General features: G+C 64.2%; 16 protein-coding genes. 8 read left to right on the top strand and 8 right to left on the bottom strand.

The window, feature by feature from the left end; translation table 11 throughout:
* Positions 1-19: 19 nt before the first annotated feature.
* Together DK261_RS14840 and DK261_RS14845 are read right to left on the bottom strand one after the other, a co-directional pair.
* Complete coding sequence (locus DK261_RS14840) at positions 20-1,099, bottom strand: endonuclease/exonuclease/phosphatase family protein (protein WP_110175897.1); 1,080 nt, start codon at positions 1,097-1,099, stop codon at positions 20-22.
* Between the two features lie 89 nt (positions 1,100-1,188).
* A complete protein-coding gene (locus DK261_RS14845) occupies positions 1,189-1,848 on the bottom strand; it encodes a membrane protein (RefSeq protein WP_009051010.1) in 660 nt (219 codons plus the stop codon).
* Between the two features lie 180 nt (positions 1,849-2,028).
* On the opposite strand from DK261_RS14845, the gene DK261_RS14850 reads away from it, so the two are divergent.
* From DK261_RS14850 to DK261_RS14860, 3 genes are all read left to right on the top strand, one after another.
* The gene (locus DK261_RS14850) at positions 2,029-2,832 is read left to right on the top strand and encodes a DUF2076 domain-containing protein (protein WP_009051009.1); all 804 of its coding nucleotides are present in this window, start codon (positions 2,029-2,031) and stop codon (positions 2,830-2,832) included.
* Positions 2,833-2,969: 137 nt separating this feature from the next.
* Positions 2,970-3,449 (top strand): NYN domain-containing protein, encoded by a 480-nt coding sequence (locus tag DK261_RS14855; protein ID WP_009051008.1) that lies wholly within the window; start codon positions 2,970-2,972, stop codon positions 3,447-3,449.
* A gap of 32 nt (positions 3,450-3,481) precedes the next feature.
* Positions 3,482-4,093 carry a PolC-type DNA polymerase III gene (locus DK261_RS14860; protein ID WP_009051007.1) on the top strand — a complete coding sequence of 204 codons (612 nt, stop codon included), beginning with the start codon at positions 3,482-3,484 and terminating at the stop codon, positions 4,091-4,093.
* A 166-nt stretch (positions 4,094-4,259) separates the two neighbouring features.
* Here the strand turns inward: DK261_RS14860 and DK261_RS14865 are convergent, their stop codons facing one another.
* Positions 4,260-4,712: an Lrp/AsnC family transcriptional regulator gene (locus tag DK261_RS14865; RefSeq protein WP_009051006.1), complete on the bottom strand. Its 453-nt coding sequence runs from the start codon at positions 4,710-4,712 to the stop codon at positions 4,260-4,262.
* A 161-nt stretch (positions 4,713-4,873) separates the two neighbouring features.
* On the opposite strand from DK261_RS14865, the gene yedA reads away from it, so the two are divergent.
* Complete coding sequence (gene yedA / locus DK261_RS14870) at positions 4,874-5,788, top strand: drug/metabolite exporter YedA (protein ID WP_041987370.1); 915 nt, start codon at positions 4,874-4,876, stop codon at positions 5,786-5,788.
* 68 nt (positions 5,789-5,856) lie between these two features.
* On the opposite strand, the gene DK261_RS14875 is transcribed toward yedA, so the two are convergent.
* Complete coding sequence (locus DK261_RS14875; protein ID WP_110175898.1) at positions 5,857-6,315, bottom strand: hypothetical protein; 459 nt, start codon at positions 6,313-6,315, stop codon at positions 5,857-5,859.
* 222 nt (positions 6,316-6,537) lie between these two features.
* On the opposite strand from DK261_RS14875, the gene DK261_RS14880 reads away from it, so the two are divergent.
* Positions 6,538-7,872 carry a DEAD/DEAH box helicase gene (locus DK261_RS14880; protein ID WP_016703731.1) on the top strand — a complete coding sequence of 445 codons (1,335 nt, stop codon included), beginning with the start codon at positions 6,538-6,540 and terminating at the stop codon, positions 7,870-7,872.
* A gap of 185 nt (positions 7,873-8,057) precedes the next feature.
* Here DK261_RS14880 and DK261_RS14885 read toward each other — a convergent pair whose 3' ends face one another.
* Together DK261_RS14885 and DK261_RS14890 are read right to left on the bottom strand one after the other, a co-directional pair.
* Positions 8,058-9,299, bottom strand: a complete 1,242-nt coding sequence (locus tag DK261_RS14885; RefSeq protein ID WP_029526833.1) for a TIGR03862 family flavoprotein — start codon at positions 9,297-9,299, stop codon at positions 8,058-8,060.
* Positions 9,300-10,447: 1,148 nt separating this feature from the next.
* On the bottom strand, positions 10,448-11,368 hold the full coding sequence (locus DK261_RS14890; protein ID WP_016703729.1) for a histone deacetylase: 921 nt from the start codon (positions 11,366-11,368) through the stop codon (positions 10,448-10,450).
* Positions 11,369-11,442: 74 nt separating this feature from the next.
* Here DK261_RS14890 and DK261_RS14895 point away from each other — a divergent pair, with 74 nt between their 5' ends.
* The 3 genes from DK261_RS14895 (at position 11,443) to DK261_RS14905 (ending at position 13,573) form a co-directional block, all read left to right on the top strand.
* Positions 11,443-12,012 (top strand): GNAT family N-acetyltransferase, encoded by a 570-nt coding sequence (locus DK261_RS14895; protein ID WP_007928906.1) that lies wholly within the window; start codon positions 11,443-11,445, stop codon positions 12,010-12,012.
* Positions 12,013-12,113: 101 nt separating this feature from the next.
* The gene (gene tesB / locus DK261_RS14900) at positions 12,114-12,983 is read left to right on the top strand and encodes an acyl-CoA thioesterase II (RefSeq protein ID WP_110175899.1); all 870 of its coding nucleotides are present in this window, start codon (positions 12,114-12,116) and stop codon (positions 12,981-12,983) included.
* A complete protein-coding gene (locus DK261_RS14905) occupies positions 12,980-13,573 on the top strand; it encodes an HAD family hydrolase (protein ID WP_110175900.1) in 594 nt (197 codons plus the stop codon). Before tesB ends, DK261_RS14905 begins: the two co-directional genes overlap by 4 nt.
* A gap of 120 nt (positions 13,574-13,693) precedes the next feature.
* Here DK261_RS14905 and DK261_RS14910 read toward each other — a convergent pair whose 3' ends face one another.
* Both DK261_RS14910 and DK261_RS14915 read right to left on the bottom strand, forming a co-directional pair.
* Positions 13,694-14,671, bottom strand: a complete 978-nt coding sequence (locus DK261_RS14910) for an alpha/beta hydrolase (protein ID WP_110175901.1) — start codon at positions 14,669-14,671, stop codon at positions 13,694-13,696.
* Positions 14,671-15,567 carry a neutral zinc metallopeptidase gene (locus DK261_RS14915; RefSeq protein ID WP_016703726.1) on the bottom strand — a complete coding sequence of 299 codons (897 nt, stop codon included), beginning with the start codon at positions 15,565-15,567 and terminating at the stop codon, positions 14,671-14,673. The genes DK261_RS14910 and DK261_RS14915 overlap by 1 nt, the downstream gene beginning before the upstream one ends.
* Positions 15,568-15,612 lie beyond the last annotated feature (45 nt).

The following is a 15,612-nucleotide window of genomic DNA, read 5'->3' on the forward strand; positions in this document are numbered from 1 at the left end:
CTACGGCAGCGGCTACAGGTTACTGCGCGGCGGGCAGCAGGAAGCGGGCGATCAGCGGCAGGTGGTCGGAGATGCGCAGGGTGTCGTCCTGCCGTACCTGGGCCTCGACCCGTTTGATCCGTGGGCTGTGGAACAGGTAGTCGACGGTGCGATCCGGGCCGCTCAGGGCTGGGTCGTTGGGGTAGTGGGTCAGCCACAGGGCGCGGTCGATGCCGCTGGCTTCGTTGTTGGTGGGGATCATCGGGTACTTGTCCCAGAGGCTGTGCAACGCGCTGTCGGCGGAGTAGGGCGTGCGTTGCTCGGGGGCGAGCCGCTGGTACTGGCCCAGGGGCAGCAGATTGAAGTCGCCGCCGATCAGCCAGGGCGTGCCGCGGGCTTCGAAGCGGTCGAGGATCCTGGTTACCGCGTTCACCTGGGCTTGCAGGGTGTCGTCGGGCTTCGTCGCGCGGTCCAGGTGGGTGTTGAGCACCGCCATCTGTCCGCCGTCGCTTAACGGCAGGTAGCTGACCAGCACGGCATTTTTTGGCTGGAACTGGCGGCTGATGAAATTGGCCTCGGGCACCGGCAATTGCAGGCGTTCGGCGTGTTCGATGTTGTAGCGGCTCAAGGTCGCCAGTTGCCGGCCGACGCTGCCGAAGATGTGCGGGGAGGGTACGAAATCGGCCTTCCAGTCGAAGGCCCGGGTACTGCAGGGATACAGGTCGGTCAGGCGTTCCTGCAGCAGCTTGAGCTGGTCCTGGTAGTCGCTGGCCTTGGCGCCGTCGTCCAGTTCCTGCACCAGCACGATGTCCGGCTGCTCGTCGCGAATCACCCGGGCCACCTCGTCCAGGCTGAAGGCCATGTCCTCCGGGGTCGGGCGCTCGTCCGGCCCCCGGGCCTGGTCGTTCCAGAACACATAGCGCTTGCCCGCCAGGTACTGCACGTTCCAGGTCATCACCTTCAGCGCCTGGCCCGGCACCAGGCTGGGCACCTTGCCCGTGCAGGCGACTGGCAGCGGCTCCTTGGCGTCGGGGCGCCAGGTCAGGCTGTAGACCAGGGCTGACAACAGGCCTGCGCTGATCAGCAGGCCCAGGAGGATGAGGCGAAGTGGACGGGGCATCGGCTCGGCTTATGGCGTTGCAAGATTGAGCCCGAGCATAACCGAGAGCGGGGCCGCGGCCCAAGGGGTAGAGCGGCCGGACCTTGGCGTCACGCCTGTTCGGGCGAGTCACCGATCAGCATGAACAGCCGGAACACCACCACGCTGGTGAACAATTGCAGGAAGCTGTGGGCGCTTTCGATCAGCAGCGACAGCATCGGACCCGGCTCGGGATACGCCGCCAGGCTGGCCCCCTTGAGCACCCACAGCGGGGCCATCACGGCCAGGATGCAGACCAGGATCCGCAGGAAGTGCCCGCGGGTCAGGCGGAAGCTTTCCTTGATCGCGGCCAGTGGTTGCAGGCCCTTGAGCACCAGCAGGTATTCGGCGAAGGCCAGGGTCACCATCAGCCACAGCCCGGGCAGGAAATACAGTGACAGGCCCAGCAGGATCAGCAGGGTGTTGATGGCGGTCAGCAGGGCAAAACGCGGCCACAGGCTGACAGTCGCGGCGAGCAGGTCGCGGGCCAGTGGCGATTCGCCACGGCTGCGGGCATCGAGGAACAGGATCAGCACCCCGGTGTACAGCGGGTAGATCAGCAGGCCGACGACCACGCTATAGCCGGGAAAGGCCTCGGGGCCCAGCGAGCTGTCCACCGCCTGTTGCAGCAGCGCTTCGAGGACCACCAGCGGCAGGCACAGCTGGACGATGCGCCCCAGGTTGCGCTGGCAGAAGTACAGGGAGTCGCGCAGAACGGTTAACGGATTCATCAGTGGTTATCGCAGATCACAAAAAGCGGTTGGACACTTTAACCGATGCAACCCCCAGGCGAGCAAACGTAAACCTTAGGTAAAGGCTATTGAAAGCCCGCTGGGCAGCCCCATTACTGGTTGCACCTTGTGCATGACAGGCAAGGCCCAGTTTTTTACCGGCAATCTAAAGAGGTCGCCATGAACAGCGAAGAGCAAACCCTGATCGATGGACTGTTTTCCCGGTTGCAGCAAGCCGAGAAGGATTCAGCCCCGCGCGACGCCCAGGCCGAGACGCGGATCAAGGAGCATCTGGCCCGGCAGCCTGCCGCCGGGTATTTCATGACCCAGGCGATTCTGGTGCAAGAGGCGGCAATCAAGAGCCTCGACGAGCAGAACAAGCAACTCACCCAGCAGGTCCAGCAACTGCAGGCCGAGCTGCAACAGGCCAGGTCCCAGGCCGCGGCACCGGCGCCCAGCAGCGGTGGCGGGTTCCTTTCGAGCATCTTCGGTGGTGGTTCCCGCGATCCGCAGCCGGCGCCGACGCCAAGCGCTCCGGCCTCGTCCGGCGGTGGCTGGCGCGAGCCGGCGCGGCCGGCGTTCAACCCGCAGCCGCAACAGAACTTCGGCGCGCCGCAGCAGAACTACCCGCAACAGAGCTATCCCCAGCAAAACTATGCAGCGCCCCCCCAGCAGGCTCCGGCCGCGGCTGGCAGCAGCTTCCTCGGTGGCGCGCTGAAGACCGCCGCCGGCGTGGCGGGTGGTGTGATGCTGGCGCAAGGTCTCAGCAGTCTGTTCCATGGCAACCAGCAGCCACAGGAAATCGTCGAAGTGATCAAGGAAGAACCGGCACCCGCCAGCGACAACGCGGGTGGCTGGGGCAATGACGAGCAGCGCATGGCCAACAACGACTCCTGGGGCAACAACGACCAGGGCGGCTTCAGCGATGCCGACTACGGCAACGACGACAGCTCGTTCTTTTCCGACGACGATTCCTTCGTCTGATCCGCCATCGGTCCGGAACGCCACTGCGTCCCGGACCGATTATTCGCGGAACCTTCCTTCTGGCTGGCATACTGGGCGACTTTTCAGGGTTTGAGTCCCGGCCCAGTTCGCGCGCGTGAGCGCCATGAGGATAAGCGGTGAAAAAAATCGCTGTGTTCGCCGATGTCCAGAATCTCTATTACACCGTGCGCCAAGCCTATGGCTGCCACTTCAACTATGCCGCCCTGTGGGCCGACATCAGCCAACGCGGGCAGATAGTCGAGGCCTATGCCTATGCGATCGACCGGGGCGACAGCAAGCAGCAGCAATTCCAGCAGATCCTGCGCAACCTGGGCTTCACGGTAAAACTCAAACCCTATATCCAGCGCAGCGACGGCTCGGCCAAGGGCGACTGGGACGTGGGCATCACCATCGACATCATGGACGCCGCCGCCCATGTCGACGAAGTGGTGCTGGCCTCCGGTGATGGCGATTTCGACCTGTTGCTGGAGCGCATCATCAGCAAGCACGGCGTCGAAGCGGTTGCCTATGGCGTACCGGGACTCACCGCCAATTCGCTGATTCGCGCGGCCACGCGCTACGTGCCGATCGAAGGCGCGCTACTGCTCAAAAGCTGAGCTGACTATTTTTTGGATGGAGCTGGACAGGTTTGGAACGCATCGCAGTCATCGACTTTGAAACCACCGGGATCTCCCCGAGCAGCAGTTGCCGGGCCACGGAAATCGCCGTGGTGATCCTTGAGCAGGGGCGCATCGTCGAGCGTTACCAGAGCCTGATGAATGCCGGCGTGCGGGTGCCGGCCTTCATCGAACAGCTGACCGGCATCAGCAACGCCATGCTGCGCAGCGCGCCGCCGGCCGAGCAGGTGATGAACGAGGTCAACGAGTTCGTCGGCACCACGCCGCTGCTGGCGCACAACGCCGCGTTCGACCAGAAGTTCTGGGACTACGAGCTGGGCCGGATCAAGCGCACCCGCTTGCAGAACTTTGCCTGTTCCCTGTTGCTGGCCCGGCGCCTGATGCCAGCGGCGCCCAACCACAAGCTCGGCACCCTCACCACGTTCGCCTGCCTGCCCCATACCGGCCAGGCTCACCGGGCCATGGCCGACGCGGAAATGGCCGCCAACCTCACCGCCCACCTGGCGCTGGAGCTGCGGCAGAAACACGGGCTGCGCGAGCTGTCCCACGACTTCCTGTGCAAATTGCAGAAAGTGCCGGCCGCCAAGATCGGCGAACACCTCAAGCGTCATCGCGGCGCCTGATCCGCAACCCCTGTAGCGCCTGTAGCCGCTGCCGAGCCTTGGCGAGGCTGCGATAAGGCTCGAAGAGCCTTCCAAGGCCCTCAAGAGCGCGTCTCCTGCGGAGCCGATCGCAGCCTCGCTGGGGCTCGGCAGCGGCTACAGGCGGCTACAGGCGGCGTGGATTGGCTTATTTGCCGTTGCTTTCCAGATGCCCCAGCGGCACGCGCTGTTCGATGGCGCTGGAGAGCACGATCGAGGTCTTGCTGAAACCGAACTGGGCAACGCGGTTGATCAGCTCTTCCAGCTCCGGCATCGAGCCGACGGCGGCGCGCATGATCACGCACGGATCGCCCGTGACCCGCTGGCATTCGGTGAGTTGCGGGATCCGGCTCAGTTCGTCGTAGGCCTTCTGATTGCCGTGCTGGGCCATGCGCAGTTCGATCACGCACTGGATCGGCAGCCCGAGCTTGGCCAGGTCGACCTTGGCCTGGTAGCCGGTGATCACTCCGCTGGCTTCGAGTTTGGCCACCCGCTCGGCCACGGCCGGAGCGGAGAGGTTCACCTTGCGCGCCAGCTCGGCGTAGCTCGCCCGGCCATTTTCCAGCAGGGCGGCGAGGAGCATGCGGTCATATTTGTCCATGATAAGGCTTCCAAATACAGCGACTTTCGAAAGCATGGGTTATAGCCACAATCTCCGTGTTTTGAAAAGTGTACTGGCGCTTTAAACAGGTTTTGTAACTTAAGTTCCGCCGGCCGGCTTTCTAGAATAAGCCCTCTCCCTTGCCTGTCTTCGAGCTTCCCATGCCTGGTCTACGCCGTTTTCCCTTGCCTTTGATTGCCGCTTTTTTTGCGCTGTACGTGATCTGGGGGTCGACCTACCTGGTGATCCGTATCGGTGTCGAATACTGGCCGCCGCTGATGCTCGCGGGCATCCGTTTCGTCATCGCCGGCAGCCTGATGTACGGCTTCCTGCGCTGGCGCGGGGCACCGGCGCCGACCTGGGCGCAATGGCGGGCGGCAGGGGTGATCGGCATCCTGCTGCTGAGCTGCGGCAATGGCGCGGTCACCGTCGCCGAACACATGGGCGTGGCGTCCGGAGTGGCAGCCCTGGCGGTGGCCACGGTGCCGCTGTTCACCCTGCTGTGCGGTTACTTCTGGGGCGCGCGCAACACCCGCCTGGAATGGGCCGGGATCGTCCTCGGGCTGATCGGCATCGCCATGCTCAACCTCGGTTCCAACCTGCAGTCGAGCCCGACCGGCGCGGCCTTGCTGGTGTTCGCGGCGGCGGCCTGGGCCTTCGGTTCGGTGTGGAGCAAGCACCTGCCGTTGCCGCAAGGGGCGATGGCCAGTGCCGTCGAGATGCTGGTGGGTGGCGCGGTGCTGTTGATCGGCAGCTGGTTGAGCGGCGAACAACTGGCCGCCGTTCCGCCAATCGAAGGCTGGGCGGCCCTGGCGTACCTGACCGGCTTCGGCTCGATCATCGCCTTCAACGCCTACATGTACCTGCTCAAGCACGTGCGCCCGGCGGCGGCCACCAGCTATGCCTACGTCAACCCGGCGGTGGCGGTGCTGCTGGGGATCGTGTTTGTCGGCGAGACCATCGGCCTGGAGGAGGCGCTGGCGATGGTGGTGATCATCAGTGCCGTGGTGTTGATCGGCCTGCCGCAGTGGCGCAAGCCAAAAGCCGCCGCGATACAGGAAGAAGCCACCGCTTGAAGTGGCCGGTTGGCGCACGATCGAAAACGCCGGGCATTGCCCGGCGTTTTTGTTCCAGCCTGTCGTACTCAGGCCGGGTTGAACAGCATCACCAGCGGTATCAGCGCCACGACGAAGGCCAGCATGAACAGCAGGCTGATCCCGGCGACGCGCCACAAGGAGAAGAAAGGCCCCTTGCTGAGTTTGTGTTCGATGACGACCGGACCGAAGAGCTGGCGCGCGTAGGTGTTCATCGCAAAAAGCGGTGGCAGTACGAAGGCCACGGCTGGAACGCTTTCCGGCAACACCGCGCTCAACACCATCATCAGGACGAGCAGGCCGATACCGACATACCAGGCCTTCTTCACTTCGCTTTCGCGGCCGAGCGCCTTGAGGTTGGCGGCGATGATGTAGGACCCCGCCAGGGAAGTGCCGAGGAAGGTGGCAAGGCCGACGGCGTTGATGCTGTACAGGCGCAATGGCGCGGTCGATGCAGCCGGGGTCTGCAACTCGGCGGCCGGTGTCTGGAAGGGGTTGGGGGTGTCCATACGGGTCAGGCTCCTGGATCTTCGACGGGGCGATGGGGATAAAAGAACTGAATCCTCTCCCGGCAGCTCCAGGCGCGTCTACAAAGATTATTGCTGCTCACCGCCCGGGGCCCCGTAACGGCGGGAGGCAGGGCAACTCGTCAGCCCGAAAGAAACCCGCCTGAATTAGGGTAAACTGCCGCCCATTGCACACCTGCGCTGACTTTTCCCTACGGTATCCCCATGACATTCGCCACTCTTGGCCTGATCGAACCCTTGCTGCGCGCCCTCGAAACGCTTGGCTACCAGACCCCGACACCGGTGCAGGCGCAAGCCATTCCGGCGGTGCTGGGCGGTCGCGACCTGATGGCCGCGGCCCAGACCGGCACCGGCAAGACCGCCGGCTTCGCCTTGCCGCTCCTGCAATCGCTGACCCTTGAAGGGCCGAAAGTGGCCAGCAACTCGGTGCGCGCGCTGATCCTGGTGCCGACCCGCGAGCTGGCCGAACAGGTGCACGAGAGCGTGCGCCAGTACGCCGAGCACCTGCCGCTGAGCACCTACGCGGTGTACGGCGGCGTCAGCATCAACCCGCAGATGATGAAGCTGCGCAAAGGCATCGACCTGCTGGTGGCGACCCCGGGGCGCCTGCTCGACCTGTACCGGCAGAACGCGGTGAAGTTCAGCCAGTTGCAGACCCTGGTGCTGGACGAAGCCGACCGCATGCTCGACCTGGGTTTCTCCGAAGAGCTGAAGGACATCTACGCGGCATTGCCGAAAAAGCGCCAGACCCTGCTGTTCTCCGCGACCTTCTCCGACGCCATCCGCCTGTTGGCCGGGCAGATGCTCAACGATCCGCTGAGCATTGAAGTCAGCCCGCGCAACGTTGCCGCCAACACCGTCAAGCAATGGGTGGTGACGGTGGACAAGAAGCGCAAGCCGGAGCTGTTCAGCCACCTGCTGCGCAAGAACCGCTGGAAGCAGGTGCTGGTATTCGCCAAGACCCGCAACGGCGTGGACGCGCTGGTGGAAAGGCTGCAGGGCCAGGGCGTGAATGCCGACGGCATCCATGGCGACAAACCCCAGGCCACCCGCCAGCGTGCGCTGGACCGCTTCAAGGCCAGCGAGATCCAGATCCTGGTGGCCACCGATGTGGCGGCCCGTGGCCTGGACATCGAGGACCTGCCGCTGGTGGTCAACTTCGACCTGCCGATCGTCGCCGAGGATTACATCCACCGCATCGGCCGTACCGGCCGCGCCGGCTCCACCGGTGAGGCGATCTCGCTGGTGTGCGCCGATGAAGTGAACCTGCTGTCGGCCATCGAGATGCTGACCCGCCAGACCCTCAAGCGCCATGACGAGCCGGACTTCATTCCGGATCACCGGGTGCCGGAAACCGACGCCAGCGGCCAGGTGATCAAGAAGCCGAAAAAGCCGAAGAAGCCCAAGGCTTCCGGCGGTGGCGGCAAGCGCAACCTGGGCAAGTGGGTGGACAGCGGCGAAGTGGCCGAAGCCCCGGCGGTGAAACCGGTGCGCAAGGTGCCGGCGTTCAACACCGGGCCGCGCAAGCGCAAGCCGTAAGCCTGGCGAGCGTTCAACACCGCTCGCTTCTGTAGCCGCTGGCGTAGCCTGCGATCGAGGACGAAGTCCTCGCAAAAACGAACGCCCCGGTTTTCCTGGAAAACCGGGGCGTTTGGTTTTACGCCGTTACGTCGCAATGCCACCCAGACCGATCGCAGGCTGCGCCAACGGCTACACGAAAGGCCTCAGGCCTTTTCCCGCAACCACTCGATCATCCCCAATCCCGCTGCCCGCCCGCTGGCGAAACACGCGGTGAGCAGGTAGCCGCCGGTGGGCGCCTCCCAGTCGAGCATCTCCCCGGCGCAGAACACGCCGGGCAATTGCTTGAGCATCAAGCGCTGGTCCATGGCCTCGAACGTCACGCCGCCGGCGCTGCTGATGGCTTCGTCCAGCGGCCGGGTCCTCACCAGGGTCAACGGCAGGGCCTTGATCGCCTTGGCCAGCAGCGCCGGGTCGGCGAAGCAATCGGCAGTGGTCAGTTCGCGCAAGAGTGCGGCCTTTACCCCGTCGATGCCCAGCTGGCTGTGCAGGTGCTTGGCCATGGAGCGCGAGCCCCGTGGCTTGCTCAGCGCGGCCTGGATCCGGTCATGGGGTTTGCCCGGCAGCAGGTCGATATGCACGGTGGCCGAGCCGTGGCGGTTGATCGCGTCCCGAATCGGCGCCGACAGCGCATAGATCAGGCTGCCCTCGACCCCGGTGGTGGTGATCACGCATTCGCCGAGGCGGGGGATATCGTCGTTCAGGCCAATGGCCACATTCTTCAGCGGGGCGCCGGCGAACTTGCTGCGCAGCAGATCGCTCCAGTCCTGCACTTCGAACCCGCAGTTGCTCGGTTGCAGGGGCGCCAGTTGCACGCCGTGCTGTTCCAGCGGCAGCATCCAGGCCCCATCCGAACCCAGGCGTGCCCAGCTACCGCCGCCCAGCGCCAGCAGCAGGGCGTCGGCCTGGACCGACTTTTCACCTTCCGGACTGTGGATGCGCAGGCTGCCATCGACATTCCAGCCGAGCCAGCGATGGCGGGTGTGGATAACCACGCCGGCATCGCGCAGGCGCTTGAGCCAGGCGCGCAGCAGCGGCGCGGCTTTCATATCGGTGGGGAACACCCGACCCGAGCTGCCGACAAAAGTCTCGATGCCCAGGCCGTGAATCCATTGGCACAGCGCCTCGTTGCCGAACTCGCGCAACAGCGGGGCCATCTGCGGAGCCCGTTCGGCATAACGCGAGAGAAAGACCGGGTAGGCCTCGGAATGCGTGATGTTCATGCCGCCGACCCCGGCCAGCAAAAACTTGCGGCCCACTGACGGCATGCCGTCATAGAGATCGACGCGGATGCCTGCCAGGCTCAGCACCTCGGCCGCCATCAAGCCGGCGGGGCCGCCACCGATAATGGCGACGTGATGGGGCAGGGTGGTGCTGGATAAAGTCATGGCGGGCGGCGGCGTGGCGGAATAAGCCAGGCATTCTACCCGAGGCAGGCCCGCCGCCAATGCTCCATGCGCCCCGCAGTGGCTTATACAAGGGGTGATCAAAAAATGTTCAGTGCTCTGCAGGGCTTGTACGGCATGGCCTGCAGCCCCTTGCACTCAGGTTATCCACAAGCGGCTCCACAGAGATTGGGGGTAAGGCATCCACACTTTCATGACCACCTGATGAAGCTTTTGTAGCCGCTGCCGCAGGCTGCGAAAGGTCCGCAGGACCTCCAGCGGCATCACTATTTATGCTCCCGCTTCGCAGTATTCAGCGGTGCTTACCAGACCTGATCAAAAAATGATCGCCTGTCTGTAGGGCACGGCCAGCCTGACCTGCAGCCCCTTGCACTCAGGTTATCCACAAGCGGCTCCACAGAGATTGGGGGTAAGGCACCCACACTTTCATGACCACCTGATGAAGCTTTTGTAGCCGCTGCCGCAGGCTGCGAAAGGTCCGCAGGACCTCCAGCGGCATTACTATTTATGCTCCCGTTTTGCCGCGCTCAGTGGTGCTTATCGAGTCTGATCAAAAAATGATCGCCTGTCTGTAGAGCACAGCCAACATGGACTGCAGCCGCTTGCACTCAGGTTATCCACAAGCAGCTCCACAGAGATTGGGGGTAAGGCGCCCACACTTTCATGACCGCCTGATGAAGCTTTTGTAGCCGCTGCCGCAGGCTGCGAAAGGTCCGCAGGACCTCCAGTGGCATCACTATTGGTGCTCCCGTTTCGCCGCGCTCAGCCGTGCTTATCGAGTCTGATCAAAAAACGATCACCTGTCTGTAGAGCACAGCCAACATGGTCTGCAGCCGCTTGCACTCAGGTTATCCACAAGCGGTTCCACAGAGATTGGGGGTAAGGCATCCACACTTTCATGACCACCTGATGAAGCTTTTGTAGCCGCTGCCGCAGGCTGCGAAAGGTCCGCAGGACCTCCAGCGGCATCACTATCAACGCTCCCGCTTCGCAGTAGTCAGCGGTGCTTATCGGGCCTGATCAGAAAATGATCACCTGTCTGTAAGGCACAGCCAGCATGGTCTGTAGACGCTTGCACTCAGGTTATCCACAAGCGGCTCCACAGTCATTGTGGGTAAGGCGCCCAGCGTTCAGTGACAACCTGATGACGTCCACACCCGTTGCGCACTGTGGTGGAGGATGCCGTGGCGGCGGGCCAGGGCCTGGCGGTCCTTGCTGTAGCCACCGCCGATCACCCCGAGTACCGGGATGTCGCGGCCCAGGCAATGGCGCATCACCTGTTCGTCGCGGGCGGCGACGCCCTGGTCGGTCAGCTTCAGGTAACCCAGGGCATCGTCCTTGTGCACATCCACCCCGGCGTCGTACAGCACCAGGTCCGGCTGGTACAGCGGCAGCAGGTAATTGAGGGCATCGTCGACCACTTTCAGGTAATCGGCGTCGCCCATGCCCATCGGCAGGGGGATGTCCCAGTCGCTGGTGGCCTTGCGCGCCGGAAAGTTTTTTTCGCAGTGCAGCGAGACGGTCACGGCGTCCGGGGTATGTTCGAGAATCCGCGCGGTGCCGTCGCCCTGATGCACGTCACAGTCGAAGATCAGCACCCGGCCGACCCGACCGGCTTCGAGCAGGTAATGGCTGATCACCGCCAGGTCGTTGAAGATGCAGAAGCCCGCCGGGTGGTCGTAGTGGGCGTGATGGGTGCCGCCGGCCAGGTGACAGGCCAGGCCATGCTCCAGGGCCTGTTCGGCGGCCAGCAGCGAGCCGCCGACAGCACGCACGGTGCGCCGGGCCAGGGCTTCGTTCCAGGGCAGGCCAAGGCGCCGCTGGTCTTCCCGCGACAACTCGCCGGCCATATAACGTTCGATATACCCAGGGTCGTGGGCCAGGGCGAGAATCTCCTTCGGGCACAGTTCCGGGCGCAGCAGGTCGGCATCGCGGGTCAGGCCGCTGTCCACCAGGTGGTCGCGCAGCAGGCGAAACTTGTCCATGGGGAAGCGGTGCTCCGCCGGGAACTCGGGGCTGTAGTCGTCGTGATAGATCAGCGGCAGTGGCATGGCAATTTCATGTAGGAATCCGAAAAGGATCCTACCAGCGATGTAGACTGGCACGCATGGAAATGGAGGGGACGATGGAGCCGATACTGCAACTCGAAAGTGCTCGACTGCTGTTGCGCCAGTGGCGCGACGAGGATTTGCCGGCGTTTGCGGCGATGTGTGCCGACCCGCAAGTGATGCGTTACTTTCCGGCCCCCTTGAGCCGCCTTGAAAGCGCCGCGTTGATCGGGCGGATCCGTGGGCATTTCGCCGAGCACGGTTTTGGCACCTGGGCGCTGGAGCGCAAGGATACCGGGGCCTTTATCGGGTTTACCGGGCTGGGCGTGGTGGGCTTCGAAGCGCCATTCACCCCGGCGGTGGAAATCGGCTGGCGCCTGGCGCGCGAGCACTGGGGCCTGGGCTATGCCAGCGAAGCGGCCTGGACCGCGCTGCGCTGTGGCTTCGATCGCCTGGCCCTGAAGGAGATCGTTGCCTTCACCACCACCAGCAACCTGCCGTCGCAGAAAGTCATGCAGGCCATCGGCATGCAACACGCTGCGCACGACGATTTCGATCACCCAAAGCTCGGCAGCGAGCATCCGCTGCGTCATCATGTGCTGTATCGCATCAACCGCGAACAATGGTTGGAAACCTTGCATGGATAGCAGGTCGGGGGCATCTGGAGTGTGCCCATGTGTGTGAACCCGATTGAATCGACCGCGACAGCCAAGACTGCGCGGCATTGCTCTGTGTGAGGAGAGTCTGAATGAGCCACGTGTTGGATGATCTGGTCGAACTGTTGACCCTGGAACCGATCGAGGAAAACCTGTTTCGCGGTCGTAGCCAGGACCTGGGCTTCCGCCAGTTGTTCGGCGGCCAGGTGTTGGGTCAGTCCCTGTCCGCGGCCAGCCAGACTGTCGAAGAGGCCCGCCATGTGCATTCGCTGCACGGTTATTTCCTGCGTCCTGGCGATGCGGCGTTGCCGGTGGTGTACCAGGTCGATCGGGTGCGCGATGGTGGCAGCTTCAGCACCCGCCGGGTGACGGCGATCCAGAAGGGCAACCCGATCTTCACCTGCAGCGCCTCGTTCCAGTACGACGAGGAAGGCTTCGAGCACCAGGACACGATGCCCCAGGTGGTCGGCCCGGAAAACCTGCCGTCGGAGCTGGAGATCACCCAGCAGCGCGCACACCTGATCCCTGAGCACATGCGCGAAAAACTGCTGTGCCCCAAACCCATCGAAGTGCGCCCGGTGACCGAAAAAGACCCCTACAACCCGCAGCCGGCGGATCCGATCAAATACGTCTGGTTCCGTGCCGACGGCGAGCTGCCGGACATTCCCGCGCTGCATAAATACCTGCTGGCCTACGCCTCGGACTTCGGCCTGCTGACCACCTCAATGCTGCCCCACGGCAAGTCGGTGTGGCAGAAGGATATGCAGGTCGCCAGCCTCGACCACGCGCTGTGGTTCCATGCCGACCTGCGTGCCGACGACTGGCTGCTGTATGCCATGGACAGCCCATGGGCCGGCAATTCCCGTGGTTTTTCCCGCGGCAGCGTGTTCAACCGCGCCGGCCAGCTGGTGGCGTCGGTGACCCAGGAAGGCCTGATCCGCCACCGCAAGGACTGGGCATGAGCCTGGCCGGGGTGCGTCATTGGGTGTTCGACATGGATGGCACCCTGACGGTGGCCGTGCATGATTTCGCGGCCATCCGCGAAGCGCTGGGGATCCCGCCGGAGCACGACATCCTGACCCATCTCGCGGCCTTGCCCGCCGCCGAAGCCGCGGCGAAACACGCCTGGCTGCTGGAACACGAGCGCGACCTGGCCCTGGGTTCGCGCCCGGCGCCGGGGGCGGTGGAGCTGGTGCGGGAACTGGCGGCGCGGGGCTATCGCCTGGGCATCCTGACCCGCAATGCGCGGGAGCTGGCCCATGTCACCCTGGAGGCTATCGGCCTGGCCGACTGCTTTGCCGTCGAGGATGTGCTGGGGCGCGACGAAGCACCGCCCAAACCTCACCCCGGCGGCTTGCTGAAACTGGCCGCGGCCTGGGAGGTGGCGCCGGCCGAGATGGTGATGGTCGGCGACTACCGCTTCGATCTCGACTGCGGTCGCGCGGCGGGCACCCACACGGTGCTGGTGAACCTGTCGGATAACCCGTGGCCGGAGCTGGCCGACTGGCATGCCGAGGATTGCAGCGTTCTACGGCGGATGGTGTTGGCTTAAAAAGCATCGCGGGCAAGCCTCGCTCCTACGGATCTGCGGTGTAGCCCTCTGCCGGGTACGACAACGAACCTGTAGGAGCGAGGCTTGCCCGCGATAGCGTCCTTCCTGACACCACTACATCTACTGGCCGAACAAAGCCTTCTGCCCCTCGGGCGAGGTGAACATCTTGTCGCCGTCATGCCCGACCCCGGGCACTTCGAGCAACTGCTGTTGCAATCCCTGCGGATGGCGCTGTTTCAGGTAGTCGAAATAGTTGTGCCCGCGAATCAAGCGGTAGGCGCCCTGGGCCTCGGCGGCGCAACTGGTGTCCAGCGCGGGGTGGTGCGGGTCGGTGTCCTGTTTGCCCAGCAGGTAGGTGATATCGCGTTTGACGTAGCGCTGTTCCAGTTGCTGTGCGGTCTGGCCGGCGGCGTAGGCCGGCAGCTTGAGCAGGCCGTACTTCCAGTGGTTGAAACCGGGGCACGCATTGGCGTCGACCTTCACCGGGCGCTGCTCGTCGAAGTAGGCATAGGACGACGGGTTGGCGATGACGTAACGCAGCTTGATGCCGTCATCCACCAGGCCCGGATGATACTGGCCGAGCAGGGCAAAACGCTGCACCACTTGGGCGCCACCGGAGTGGCCGGCGATGACGATCTCGGTCAGGGACGGAAACCGCTGGCGATCGCTCAGCCGCGTGATGATCGCGTCCAGCACCGCATAAGAGCTTTGTGGCTTGGGCCCGCTGGATGGCTCGCCGGCCATCCAGTCATTGCCCTGCCAGCGCAGCAGCGAACCGGGCAGCTGGTGACGCTCGATATCGCTCTGATTGAGAAACTGCGGCGCGATCACCAGGGTGGTCGCGCTTTGCCCGGCCTGGCTGGTGGCCTGTTCGGCGCTGTGCAGGTAGGTCTGGGCGTTGCGCAGGCGCCCATGGACGATGATCAGTGCCCGCTGGATCTCAGGCAGCGGCTGTTGCCAGTCCTGGCTCAGGCCGACGGCCAGTTCGCCGCCTTCCAGGTTCAACCGCGCGGGGCTGATCGTCTTGACGCCACTTTCCGCTGCCTGCGCGCCGGCGCAGATCATCCATAACGTGAGCAGCACCAGTCCCCGGCGCATTACAGACTCTTCGCCGCGAAGGTGTCGCATTGGCCGATCTGGCCCTGAGTGAAACCGGCCTTGAACCAGCGTACCCGTTGCGCCGAGCTGCCGTGGGTGAAGGAGTCCGGTACCACGCGGCCCTGGCCTTGCTGTTGCAGGCGGTCGTCGCCGATGGCGTTGGCGGCGTTCAGGGCTTCTTCGATATCCCCCGGCTCCAGCCAGTTCAGGCGCTTCTGCGCATGGTTGGCCCAGACGCCCGCCAGGCAGTCGGCTTGCAATTCCTGGCGCACCAGCAGGCCGCCGTCGCCTTCCATCTGCCGGCCCTGTTGGCGGGCCGCCTGGATCTTCGCCGAGACGCCGAGCAGGGTCTGTACGTGGTGGCCGATTTCGTGGGCGATCACGTAGGCCTGGGCGAAGTCGCCGGCGGCCGAGAAGCGCTGGTCCATCTCGCGGAAGAAGTCCATGTCCAGGTACACCTGCTGGTCGGCCGGGCAATAGAACGGGCCGGTGGCGGAAGTCGCCGAGCCGCAGGCGGAATTCACCCGGCCGCGAAACAGGATGAGCTTGGGTTGCTGGTAGGCGCGTCCGGCCTGCTGGAAGATCTGGCCCCAGGTGTCTTCGGTGTCGCCGAGGATGGAACGGACGAATTCCGCCTGCTCGTCATTGGCTGGCGGCGCCTGGCGGGTCTGCTGGGTGGTGGCGGGCGCCGAGGACTGATCCATCTGCCCGACGAGTTGTCCGAGGATCTGCAACGGGTCCTGGCCGGTGACCCAGCCGATGCCGACGATCAGGATGATGGCGGTCAGGCTCAGGCCCTTGCCGCCGCCAAAGCGCAGACCGCCGCCGCCACCGCCGCCACTGTCATCGCGAGCATCCACCACGTTGTCGCTGCGCCGTCCTTTCTTCCAAAGCATGGGTGAATCCTCGTTTTAATGTGCTGATCAGTGTTGCTGGTGAGC

Origin of the sequence: Pseudomonas sp. RW409, from assembly GCF_003184125.1 — a bacterium.
GTDB lineage: Bacteria > Pseudomonadota > Gammaproteobacteria > Pseudomonadales > Pseudomonadaceae > Aquipseudomonas > Aquipseudomonas chlororaphis_I.